At 40.8% G+C, this 12712-nt stretch carries 9 protein-coding genes and 1 pseudogene; 3 read left to right on the forward strand and 7 right to left on the reverse strand.

The features are described from left to right. Positions 1-8: 8 nt before the first annotated feature. Positions 9-431, forward strand: a pseudogene (locus tag FU659_RS19600) (methyl-accepting chemotaxis protein); the annotation flags it as partial. Positions 432-583: 152 nt separating this feature from the next. Here the strand turns inward: FU659_RS19600 and FU659_RS19605 are convergent. From FU659_RS19605 to FU659_RS19620, 4 genes are read right to left on the reverse strand one after another with little or no spacing between them, the layout of a single operon-like run. Continuing rightward, entirely contained in the window at positions 584-2518 is a 1935-nt protein-coding gene (locus FU659_RS19605; RefSeq protein WP_147949119.1) for a chemotaxis protein CheA, read from the reverse strand. Positions 2519-2534: 16 nt separating this feature from the next. Next, positions 2535-2963: a chemotaxis protein CheW gene (locus tag FU659_RS19610; protein ID WP_147949120.1), complete on the reverse strand. Its 429-nt coding sequence runs from the start codon at positions 2961-2963 to the stop codon at positions 2535-2537. 20 nt (positions 2964-2983) lie between these two features. Next, positions 2984-4573: a methyl-accepting chemotaxis protein gene (locus FU659_RS19615; protein WP_147949121.1), complete on the reverse strand. Its 1590-nt coding sequence runs from the start codon at positions 4571-4573 to the stop codon at positions 2984-2986. Beyond that, complete coding sequence (locus FU659_RS19620; RefSeq protein WP_261807928.1) at positions 4570-5175, reverse strand: HD-GYP domain-containing protein; 606 nt, start codon at positions 5173-5175, stop codon at positions 4570-4572. Before FU659_RS19620 ends, FU659_RS19615 begins: the two co-directional genes overlap by 4 nt. Positions 5176-5308: 133 nt before the next feature. Between FU659_RS19620 and FU659_RS19625 the strand changes: the two genes are divergently transcribed. Both FU659_RS19625 and FU659_RS19630 read left to right on the forward strand, forming a co-directional pair. Next, complete coding sequence (locus FU659_RS19625) at positions 5309-6271, forward strand: tyrosine-type recombinase/integrase (RefSeq protein WP_397356110.1); 963 nt, start codon at positions 5309-5311, stop codon at positions 6269-6271. 702 nt (positions 6272-6973) lie between these two features. Then, complete coding sequence (locus FU659_RS19630) at positions 6974-8566, forward strand: sensor domain-containing diguanylate cyclase (protein WP_261807930.1); 1593 nt, start codon at positions 6974-6976, stop codon at positions 8564-8566. 375 nt (positions 8567-8941) lie between these two features. Here the strand turns inward: FU659_RS19630 and FU659_RS19635 are convergent, their stop codons facing one another. From FU659_RS19635 to FU659_RS19640, 3 genes are all read right to left on the reverse strand, one after another. Next, the gene (locus FU659_RS19635; protein ID WP_147949123.1) at positions 8942-10837 is read right to left on the reverse strand and encodes a glycosyl hydrolase family 28 protein; all 1896 of its coding nucleotides are present in this window, start codon (positions 10835-10837) and stop codon (positions 8942-8944) included. A gap of 41 nt (positions 10838-10878) precedes the next feature. Beyond that, complete coding sequence (locus FU659_RS35660; RefSeq protein WP_187274264.1) at positions 10879-11088, reverse strand: hypothetical protein; 210 nt, start codon at positions 11086-11088, stop codon at positions 10879-10881. Positions 11089-11181: 93 nt separating this feature from the next. Next, positions 11182-12501: an ABC transporter substrate-binding protein gene (locus tag FU659_RS19640; protein WP_222708588.1), complete on the reverse strand. Its 1320-nt coding sequence runs from the start codon at positions 12499-12501 to the stop codon at positions 11182-11184. Positions 12502-12712 lie beyond the last annotated feature (211 nt).

The raw sequence follows: 12712 nt of genomic DNA on the forward strand, positions 1-12712 counted from the left end.
AAAAACTAGCCGAACAAAGCTCACATGCAGTAAACAACATTAATCAACTCATCAGTGAAATGCAATCCGAAGTAAAAAATACGGTACTCAAAATTACTGAACAATTTGAAATAGCCAATACGGAATCAGCACGGGGTGAGTCTGTTGAATCCGCCTTTCAAGTCATTGTCCACGAGGCTGTTGAAGTAGCCGCAACCGTAGATCACATTGCGGGGATGGTTGCTATCCAAGCTGAACAAGTTCAGATTACCCTAACTGAGGCTAGAGATGTTGCAGACATTGCATCCCATATTAGCGTGGGCGCTAAAGGCGTATTTGCTTCAACTCAGGAGCAAACAGCCGTGATGCAGGAAATCGCCGCATCCTCCGATCTACTGCGAGAGCAGTCCACCAGCTTAAAGAAGCAAATTGAATTTTTCAAAGTTAGCTAGCTAATATAAAAAATGAGCTGCAGGATGTTACTGTCAGCTCATTTCCTTTTATTATTTCCCTGTACATGCTTTTAAAATTACGCCTGCAGTACGCTTAGATCGGTTACTAGCTACCTAATAACAACTCACTAGTCAAGTCCAATTCATATTGCTCATATTTGCTTAACCAGATACGCCACTTCCAGTATAAGAGCCACTCTACCATTGCCAAGTATGGTTGCGCCTGCTATGAAATTAGTTTTCCCAAGAAAAGAACCCATCGATTTGATGACGATTTCCTGATTGCCGATGAGCTCATCGACGGCTAATGCCACTTTTTTATCCGCGGAACCTACGATAACTACAGGCAGCACTTTTGAAAACTCTGTAACAGCTTGGGGATAATTTAATATGTCATTTAGCCAGACCAGCGGGATAATCTGATCCCGGATCACAATAACCTTCTCCCCACGAATGGTTTGTATACGTTCTCTTGGAAGCCTCACAATTTCCAAAACATTGCTCATTGGAATCGCAAAGATACGTCCGCTAACTTTAACCATAAGCCCAGTAATGATGGCCAATGTCAGTGGTAATCGGATCGTAAACCGTGTTCCAACATCCATTTCCGTATGGATATCGATAAGTCCATTCAATCTCTCTATTTGATTGCGCACAATATCCATTCCTACGCCCCGTCCGGATACTTCACTTATAGAAGAGGCTGTGGAAAATCCCGGTCGAAAGATTAAGTATAGGGCATCTCGCTCCGAAAGCCTCTGTGCTTCTTCTTCCGTAATGATTTGCTTGCTCAGAGCAGATTGCTTGATCTTCTCTGCGGATATGCCTGCTCCGTTATCCTCCACGGTGATAATAATTTGATTGTCTTCATGATAAGCATCAAGCCTGATGATGCCCTCTTTTGCCTTTCCTTTGCTCTGTCTGATTGCTGCCGATTCAATGCCGTGATCGATTGCATTTCGAATTAAATGAATCAACGGATCCCCTAATTCCTCTATAAGCGTACGATCCAATTCCGTTTCTTTACCGTCAAGCACAAGTTCAACTTGCTTGTCCAATTTTTGCGAGAGATCCCGCACCATACGGGGCATACGATTAAATAAATGCTCAATAGGAAGCATTCTGGCTTTCATCACGCTCTCCTGCAATTCGCTCACAATACCCGACATACGATCAGAGATCTCCTCAAATCTTCCATAAAAATCCTCATTTGAGAATCGACTGTACAAAGAATTCTTTAGTTGTACAAAGGAAGTTTGATCGATGAGAAGCTCTCCGACCAAATTCATTAAATGCTCTAATCTCTCTACACTAACCCGAATGGTCGGCGCAGTCTGCTTTGGTCTATTTTCCAAAGCTATCGGCTTCTCCGTGTTCAACGGATCTTCCTCTTGCCGCTCCAGTGAAATATCCGCCAATAACGTGAGCTCTGCATGTTCAACATCCATCAATGATTTCAAAACAAACTCAATATGACTTGCCTCATAATCTGTACTCAGAACCACATCGACGTTCCTGTACAAGGCATCATCTGCAAGCTCCTCTGTTTCTTCTAGCAGAGGATTGGGAACCACAACATGCCCGTATTCTTCCCTAAGCTTTTTGACAATTAAATGAAATCGAGCTGCTTTCATCTGACAGTCATCAGAAAGTACAAGCTGAATTTTGTACGGCTGACCTTTAACTTCTCGGCCTTCTGCCAGAAATGTCGGTTGCTCAGCAAAATTTTGGACAATAGTTATGAAGGGCTTTACATCTGTGCAGGGTATTCCTGCCATATATTCATCACGAAGCAGTTTTAGAAAATCCAACGCTTGAAATAACAGATTGATAAGTGCACTATCTATAGCACGTTTCTTACCTCTGACCAAATCGAGCATATGCTCCACTTCGTGGGTCAGATCCTTCATTTCATTGAAGCCCATTGCCGCAGATGAGCCTTTAATTGTATGCGCTGCGCGAAATATGGATTGAATCAATTCGTCCGATTCACTTTGTTCCAATGCCAGCAGATCTTGATCCATCTTTTCCAACTGTTCAATCAGTTCTTCTACAAAAGCCTCTCGATAAACCGAAATATCCTCCATAATGAGCCATCACTACCTATTCTTGAAGTAATATTTCATCCATTTGTAAAATCCCGACAAGATGGCCTTCTCGAAGCCCAATTCCTAGAAAGTATGCTCCGCTTATGCCCCCTATCCTTTCAGGCGGAGGCTGTATTTCATCATAGGTTGAAACTTTATTCACATAATCGACGATAAGACCTATCGATTCTTCCTTATGTTTGACAACAACAATACGTGTTGCTTTGGTTTCCTCCACATCCGGTAAACCAAATAAGTGACGAAGGCTGATGACAGGAACAACTTTTCCTCGAAGATTAATAACCCCTTTCACATAGGATCTGCAGTTCGGAATGTCAGTGATTGGCTGCATCTTAATAATTTCATGTATATCCTGTATGTTTATCGCATAATTTTCTTTACCTATAACCATTTCTATGTACATTTCTTGCTTTAGCGTTGTCATATCCATCACATCCAGCATATTTATTTAATCTTAAATACAGAAACGGATGCATTCAGTTCATCAGCTAAATGTGCAAGCGACTGACACGTAGCCGCAGTTTCCTCCGATGCTGCAGCTGCTTCTTCACTGGCTGCTGCTATCGATTCAACCGATTGCATGACTTCGGACGCTTGCGCAGCTTCCTCTTGACATGCAGCTGCAATTTCGTTGACCTTGTTGGCTGATGTGTTAACCATCTCAGCGATCTTTTTGAATGCATGACCGGTTTGTGTTGATTGTGAAACACTGTCCAAAACTGCGACTACACTCATCTTGGTGTTTTCCTGCATAACTTTAATAATGGATGAGATTTCTTTCGTTGCCGCACTGCTTCTTTCAGCTAATTTCCTAACCTCATCTGCGACAACGGCAAAGCCTCTACCCTGATCTCCTGCTCTAGCCGCTTCGATCGCTGCATTCAGAGCAAGCAAATTGGTTTGATCCGCAATATCATCAATGACCTCAATGATTTCTCCGATTTTATTGGAGTCATCCTCCAATCGAGACATCGTTTTATTGACGGCCTGCATGCCGTTAATCGAAGCATCTACAACCTGTCCGCCTTCACCGGCAGTCTGGACCGTGTTATTAGATAGTTCCGCCGCTTGCTCGGCGCTTTGGGCAACGAATGTAATCGCCGTTGAGAGCTCTGCGAACAGCTCGGAAATAGACTGAGCCGACTGTGCTTGATTGGCATTGCCGTTGGCAATTTCTTCCGTGCTTGCAGATATTTGCTCCGAAGCGGCTGCTACGCTCTCTGAAGATTGAATAATGCCTCCAATGAGACCTCTTAAATTATCGATCATATGATTCATAGAGCTTGAAAGGGTTCCAATTTCATCTTTGGTCTGGATGTCCGACTTTTCACGGAGGTCTCCTTCGGCCACCTTACCTACCAAGGACACAATTTTATTTAAAGGACGAGCTATGGATTGAGCGATGAGGTAGCCTAATAAAATACTGAGGATAAGAGAAACAATAATGACTGCAATCGTTGCAGCCCGAGCTGTTGAATAGGTTTGTTTGGATTTTTCATTGGTTGCTGTTGCAATTTGCACATTGAGGTCAATCAGTTTCTGTAAGTTCGTTCTCAATTTATCGCCCTGTGCGCTTAATTCCGTATTCTTAAATGCATTGAATTCGGCCTGATCATCTTTATAGGAAAGTTGTAAGGCTGTATCATATATTTTCAGATAAGCAGCCAACTCCGCATCGAGTATCTTCAATTGATCTTGTTCAGGCTTCGTCAATTCCGTTTCCCGATAAGAATCTAATTTATCGGTTACTTCCTTTTTAAATCCAGGAATATCGGCCGATATTTTATCCTTTGCTTCTTTGGTCGGCGTTGTGCTTATATCACGAACGGCAACACGCATCTTTTGATAACCGATCATGCTCGCGGATACATCACGAATCGAAATCAAGTTATTACCGTAGATCTCATTTATATTTCCATTCATCGTATTTAGATTCACTAACCCATAAATGCCAACTGCAACGACTATCATTGAAACCAGAACAAATCCAAGAATGAGCTTAGCTGATGTTTTTAAATGTGAATACCAATTCATAAAAGCACCTCATTATCATTGTATGATACGATTGAATTTCGTTCTGCCTCTTGATGAAGTAAATCTAAAAACTCCATGACGTAATAACGATCAAATTGCGTGTCACTGTGAAGAAGTAGCTGCTCCTTCGCCTCTTCAACAGATAGCCCCCTGTGATAGGGTCTCTCCGAAATCATCGAGTCGAAAGCGTCAATAATCGCGCAGATTCGGGCATAAGCTGGAATTTCCGTTCCTTTTAAACCGCATGGATATCCCTGCCCATCCCAACGCTCATGATGAAATTCAATGATATCAATGATGCTCGTATCCATGGAACGGTGGCTCCTTATCCATTCTGCTCCTATGGACGGGTGCTTCTTCATGATCTCCCATTCAAGCAAGGTAAGTATGTCCGGCTTGGCAATGATTTCCTCTGGAATAAACAATTTACCGATATCATGAAATAAGCAGCCTTTCACCAACCGATCTCTTTCCACTTCATTAAGACATAATTGAATCCCCATTTTCTTCGCCATTTTAGCTACCCTAAAACTATGAAGATAGGTATTCTTATCTTTCTCCCTAAGCATGTTTAATTCAAATGGCATTATTCCGCTCTGCATGATCGATTGCCCACCACCTATCCCTCCATACTATGCAGCCATGATCACCAATTGTTGCAACTTAGTGGTAGGTCTCTTGTCACTTTGTGTCGTACAATAACTGTTGTACGACATGTTTTTCAAGGAGGAATATATAGTGAACAGAAAAGTGACATCAACTCAGCTTCTATCCCCAATCAACCAGATTAACGAGTATTCCGACGATCAAATCATTTCTATGTTCTTGTCTGTGTGTGTACGTTCCAAATACACGCTGCGTAATTATCAAAGAGCCATAGAGCTATTCCGTCATTTTATTTCCTACAAATCACTTTCTGAGGTCACATGGCAAGAAATTGAAGCCTATAAAATAGGTCTTATAAAAGGATTTTGCAGTTTTCAAAACAAGCCGTTGGCTCCCGCCACGGTAGCAAGCTTCCTAGCACCTTTGAACTCTTTGTATAAATGGGGAAGCGACCCCAATATTCAAATATTCAAGCTTAATCCGATGTCGAGTGTGCGCACACCGAGAATACATGTCAACAGTAAGCATCACTATTTAACCAAGCAAGAGGTTGGTCGTCTGCTCGAGCAGCTAAAGAGGCATAGTAATCGCAATTACCTAATTGGTCTATCTTTGGTTTTACTGGGATTACGAGTATCCGAATTAATCGGCATGCAATGGAGTCATTTCAGGAAAGATCCGCTTGAAACCTCGGTATGGCTTCATGTCATGGAGGGAAAGGGAGGAAAGCAAAGGGAAATAAAGGTGCCCAGGGAATTATGGCAACTTTTTATGGAGTACTCTCATATACTTCCTCACGAGAAGCAAACAGCACCTAGGGACACACATGTTTTCCCCTTATCTGTTCGCCAAGTAGAGAGGATCATTAGCACATCCTGCGAGCAGTGCAACATAGGAAAAAAGACTACCCCGCATTGGCTTCGACATACCAGCGCAACGTTGGCCTTACTTCACGGTGCTTCCTTGCAGCAGGTTCAGGAAACCTTGGGGCACTCCCATATTAATACAACCCAGCGTTATTTACATACCGTTGAACAAATGAAAAAATCGGCCTCCGAGTACGTAGAGGACTGCTTGCGGGAATATTTTTAAATGAATAAAATAGAAACTTTTTACAAATAAAACAGTTGATAATATAGTTTGAATTAACTATACTAATCTTAATATTAGCAGTAGAATTATGTATTAATTTGTAAGAACATGTCGTACAACAGTTATTGTACGACATGTTTTTATTTTTATGCAATTTGCGCTGTGATTCCGCCTAATGTCCAACGACAGAAATATGACCTTTCAAAATATGATCAATTCTCCAAGGGAGAGATAATGTTGAATAAATGGATCAAATGAGGATTGGTCTTTTATTAATTTTTATTTTTGAGAAGAAAAATAAGCGGTGATATATCCTCTATGCTTCAAGTGATTTGTAGGCGGTCCCTATAAAATAACTGCTGGGCATAATGCTGTCGCATTTTTACGACAGCATTATGCCCTGTTTTTATTGAAAATTGCTGTAACATCAACATTACCAATCAGGTCACATTTCTGTCGTTGGACACCTAACAAGGTATACGAACCTGATTAAACGAAATCACAAGCGACTCTACACTTTATTATTTAATCTGTAAATTCATTGTAATGACATACAACCATTGGGAGCAGTTTAGAAATCTACAAAAAGTTATGCATCCGATATTTCATACTGCAATCATAGGGCTTTTGATTTATAGTTAGGTTTTAAGCATGATGAATCATATACGGTTTCTTTAGAATACTAGGAGGCATAAAGTATCTGTGCAAAGCGAATCATCAACAACAAAGCCAAGGAACAAAATTAGCTTGACTACACTTCTAACAGGGCTAGTTTCCCTATCTGTTTTTCTGACTCTGAGCATGATGCTCGTTGCGTCCTACCAATCACAAAAAAAATCACTGATGGACACCACACTTACCTTGAATTTTTCAAGCGCAAGCAAAATGAGCCAGACCATAGATTCTTTGTTCAAATCCATGCGGAGCAGCTTGTACTATTCGGCAAATATCTTCACAAATATACACGACATGAATGAAGAGGAAGTCACTTATAATTTGGAATTAATGCGTCACAGCAGCAACTATTTTAATTCCATTACGATCGTAGATGAAACGGGTCTTGTACGTAACGTGTCCCCCAAGTCCATCGGTTCAGCAGGAAAATATATTACAACGGATGCGGCAAAGACCGCATTGGCCTTGCAAAAGTCCTATCTTTCCAAACCATACATTGCTGCTACCGGACGCTTGATCGTATTTATGAGCGAGCCGATATACGACAAGGAAGGTACATATCGAGGGTTTATCGGCGGAACTCTTTATTTAGAGGAATACAACATCCTAAGTACGATCTTTGGAAACAATTTAGTAGATAAAATAGGTTCTTATTTTTACATAGTGGGATCAGACGGCCATATATTGTATCATCGCGACAATACTCGGTTAGGGGAAAATATCAGCGCTAATTCTGTTGTCCAAAAGCTTATTCAAGGTCAAAGCGGCTATGAACTGGCGGTCAATTTAAAGGGCGAGGCATTATTAGCGGGGTACGTAAAGGTCCCCGAAAATGGCTGGGGCGTAGTTGTGGTGTCGCCGATCCTTGTTATTAATGAACAATTGAGTCATCATATCAAAGCTATTCTTTTGTATACGATCATTCCGTTTTCGTTATTGATGTTAATCGTCATCCTTCTTGCGCGCAGATTGGCTCAACCTTTCGTTTCCTTGGCCAATTTGGTGAGTAAAATAGGTAGTGAAAAGGTAGAGTTCCCTGAAGGGAAGCAACATTGGAACCGAGAAGCTGATTGGTTATCAGAAGCAATTCGACATGCATTCACGGACGTCAAGAAGCAGACCGATCAATTGACGCACGAGGCAACGACAGATCCATTGACCGGATTAACAAACCGAAGGACACTCGAAACAATTATGCACAAATGGATCATGGAGCCTACTCCGTTTTCGGTTGTTCTTATGGATATTGATTACTTTAAAAGCATTAATGACACTTATGGTCATCAAATTGGAGACGAAGTGTTGAAACACTTCGCTAATATCATGACAGCAACGGTCCGACCAAGTGATGTGTGTTGTCGTTTCGGGGGAGAGGAATTCATTGCACTTCTTCCACATAGAGCAGCTGAGGAGGCTTATCTTGTTGCCGAACGAATTCGTCATCTTTTAGAAACTAACGTAAATTGTATCGGAAATCCGATTACGGTCTCTCTGGGGATCTCTCACTTTTCTACTCACGCCGATTCGGCTGAAGAGCTGATTCATCTGGCCGACCAGGCCTTGTATAAGGCTAAGACATCCGGAAGAAATCAAACTATTATAGCAGAAATTAGTACGTAGCACTTCTTTTATAGAAAACCGTCAGGCACTCATTTTCATGAATTTCTAGCGGTTTTCTATTGCTCAATAAGTCCTCTTAAAGGCTTAAAGAGAAATTCAAGAAGTGTAGGAAGACCCGGCATATCACGAAGATCCAGCATAGATAATAACCATGCGATGAACAGCATCGAAATAAATACCGCTCTATCCTTAACTGGTTTTATTTTCAGCTTCGGCCAGTCCCAAAGTTCTTTTCAAGTAGATGAGCCATAATCAATTTTTTTATGCATGATTATCCAATTGTTAAGGGATACATTTGCAAAAATGGTTGAACGAAAAAAGAGCGACGAATTTTTACATTCGTTCCGCCCCTTTTTGATCTTTTATTCCTCCCGACTAATCCCTAATTATAAAATTAACATCCGATACATGGCCTTGTATATCCATATGTCCGGAAATGATATCTGTAACAAGTCTGTCTTGTCTTCTATAATTTTTTATATACACATCTTTTACATAAGAACCACTATTTACGCCTTTTATTAAAGCTTTCTGTTCTCCACTTCCCCGATAAGTAACGTTATCTAACGTAACGTTTTGAATGATTCCTCCATCTAAATCTCCGGGGAACCGTTCATCTGTTCTGAATTGAAATACTGCAGCTTTATAGGGATCTCTGAACGCTTCTATTCTTATATCTTTAAATAAAATATTTCGAATATGATTTCCCCCGTTTGCCCATAACTTCAATACGCCGGTAAATTTATCAATCACATAAACGCCTTGTTGATTAAGTACATCTATATTTTGAAATGTCAAATCTGTTATATGGGCATCTGGCTCACTTCCCAAACCTATCAAAATAGTATGTGCGTCATCTCCCCATAATACGCTATTTTGAACCGTATGAAAGGAAGTTGGGCCATAATGATACATCACAATATCATCATCCGGCGTTCTGATAAACACACCTGTAATTAGACCGTGATTGGATCCACTAAAATGGATGCCATCTGCATTTACTTCATAGGCAATAATGTTCATGTTTTTAACGATCGGTCTTGTAGAAAAGTTCATAACAACTGCCCACATGGTTGGATCAATAATCGTAATTCCTTCCAATACATTATCACTTCCACTGCTTAACCAAATGGCGCCTGTACGGCCTTCGCCCGGTTGAGGGTTCGTATGCTGCAATTGACTGCCATCCAATATGCCCCGACCTCTTATCGTCACATGATCCACTTCATCAGAAGAGATGGACCCATAACAAACAGCACCGGGTGCCATATAAACCGTTGTGTTATTTCGGGAAATAAAGAAGGATTCGCCCGAATGCCAATTCCCATAATTTGAACTTGTACCATAACTTGTATGTTCATTTCCATCGACTGCATGTTTGTAGCTAGGCATAGCTCCCGCTATTGCGCGATTCTTAGCCAAATTTAGAGTACCGCCAGCTTCATAAATCTTAAATGCACTGATAGAATTACTAAATACCCAACCTGTAGCAACATTACTTCCCAAAAGCAATAATCTCACATATCGCGCTTTTCTTTGTGGGAAGCTCTTGGTCATATATCCGATAAGCGTATTACTTGTACCATCATAAGCAGTCGTATACGGTTCACTTTCATTTAATTTTGTTTCCACCAGAAATCTGTTGGGATACGAAAGAGGTTCCATTCCTAAACCTTGCATTTTAATTATAGCCTGCCCGAGATCTATTCTATCAATTGAATACGTGGCCCCAAGATCAACCTCTACCCAGGAACCTTTTGGCAGCGTGTGAAAGCCTGGCTTGAAATAATACGTATCTTTTCCAGCAGGTAATTGTAAAGGAATTGGATCTCCTGGATGAATAAGATACACATTCGGATCGACCTCAGATGGCACATTCGTTTCCAGCGGATTAGTTAGAATATGCAAGTTTTCCGTATTCCAGCTATCATTGATACGTATAACTATTTTGCGTGGAGAAGCATCGTTTTGTGTAATTGAAAAAATAAGGGTATTCCCCATCTGCGCGGCATTTATGCCATATGAATTCGGCCTGATATCATAACAGTTAATAGTTTCACCCTGATAAGTGACCTTCACATCTAGGGAACCAGAGAAATCGAAATTTACCATGGAGGAATTAAAAACTGTCCCATCTTGATGACCTAATTTTACATTGTATACAAATAAATCTACCCATAAAGACTCATCAGATGGCTTAACCTGTACCTCGAATGTAAGGTTCGGTGTTGTACCTACTGGCGGAGACCATACATTAATCATATTCGACATTTTTTCCCCCTATGAAACTTAGATCGTATACGAAAATACTATTAATTTGTAATCGTTACATTGTCAAAATAAAAGATGCCGCCTGTAGGTGCCTCCGACGATACAAAACCTACTCTGCCTATATCGCTTGCAGCTACCTCAAGCCTTTTATTGCAATTGATCAAAACATTATCCATATGCAGGCCAAATGTACCTGTCCATGTATTTATGATAACCTTTACTTCGTACCACTGATTCGTGTTGTAAGGCATTAAGGCTGACCAAACATTAGCGTTGTTACTATATATCAAGCAACCGTGATAATAATCAGGGAACCTATCTGATAGGTCCCCCGCAAATAATCCTTATTTTTTGGCTGTCAATTTCCATGCGTCCAACTGCTTTTGTTTCTCAGCAATGATTTTGTCAATACCTGCGCTTTTAAGCCCAACAACCAATTTGGGAATGTAGACTTCTGGGTCCACTGAGCCAGACATAATAGCCTGTTGATATTGCTTGAGTACGCTGCCACAAGCTGCTACTTCCTGCGTTAAAGATTCCGAATTCCAAGCAAAACCGAGTGCAGGGGATTTATCTGCAGTTTCGTTAAATGAGCGAAATTTTTCCCATTTCTTCGGATCTTCATTTGGGAATAAATAGGTCAACATTTGATTTCCCCACATCCAAGGTTCGTTTTTATAACCAACTTTTGTAGCGTCGACTCCAGCTGGGAAATCAATGGTTGTATCATCTTTTTTCACATAATGAGTTCCTTCAATGCCGAAGTCAAATAGATTCAGTAACGTTTTATCGCCATAGAGCAGGTTCAAAAACATCATAGCCCGTTTAGAATCTTTGGAAGTCTTAGGAATGGCCGTCATAATTCCTGTCGTATTCAAAGTAATAGGCTTGTTCACCATTTCTTTCTGAATGACCTTAACTCCCCAGGCTGAGGACATTTCAGCATCTTTGCCAGGTTTCAGTTCCGAATACATGGCGAATGCTTTTCCTGCTTGCATGGCACCGAAGTCTTTGACAGTTGCCGCATCAAGATTCATATACTTTGCCTGATACCACTTACGTGCTAGCTTCGCATAATCCATGAATACCTGGGATTCAAAAATATTAACCACTTTTAATTCCTTGCTAGAAAGATCTAAACCACCCAAATAATCGCCAAGATTATCAAAGTACGAAGAACTAACTGCAAAATTGCTCATTTGACGCCCTTCTTGTCCAAAGAAAGGAACGATACCCGGTTCGTTGTCTTTAATAATTTGCAGCATCGGCTCTATATCCTCGAGCTTGTTAACTTTGCTAATATCAAATTTATATTTATCGACTAATTCCTTGTTAAACAAGAGACCATCAACACTACCAAATTCTTTATTCGTAGGAAGTCCATATATATTCCCGCCTATCCTAGTACCATCTAAAAATTGGGGTTGCAATGCTTTCGTTACATCTCCACCGTATTTAGCAATGAGATCATCTAAGGGCAAAAACGCCCCTTTTGCTACGTTTTGAGAATAACCAAGACCGCCCGCAGTCATCATAACATCTATTTGTTCATTTGTAGCAATCATAAGATTGGTCTTTTCAACCCAAGTTCCCCACTCAATCGGTTTCAATTCAACAGTAGCGTTAATCTTGTCCGTTAAATACGTATTCATTTTATCTTGCACAGCTTTTAAGTCTTTGGGAATCGCTCCTGCAGCATAAACAATCGTAAGCTTATATGGATCCAGTTTAGAAGATGAAGTCTTGTCGGTCTCCTTCGTGCTTTCCGAAGTGCTGCTTTTCGCGGTATTCTCCTTCGTCGTTGAAGGATTACAGCCCGAGATTACGACACCTATTGTGAGAATTGTCACCATCATCCCGATATACTTTTTCATA

Source organism: Paenibacillus sp. N3.4 (assembly GCF_008017805.1).
In the GTDB taxonomy this organism is placed as follows: domain Bacteria; phylum Bacillota; class Bacilli; order Paenibacillales; family NBRC-103111; genus Paenibacillus_E.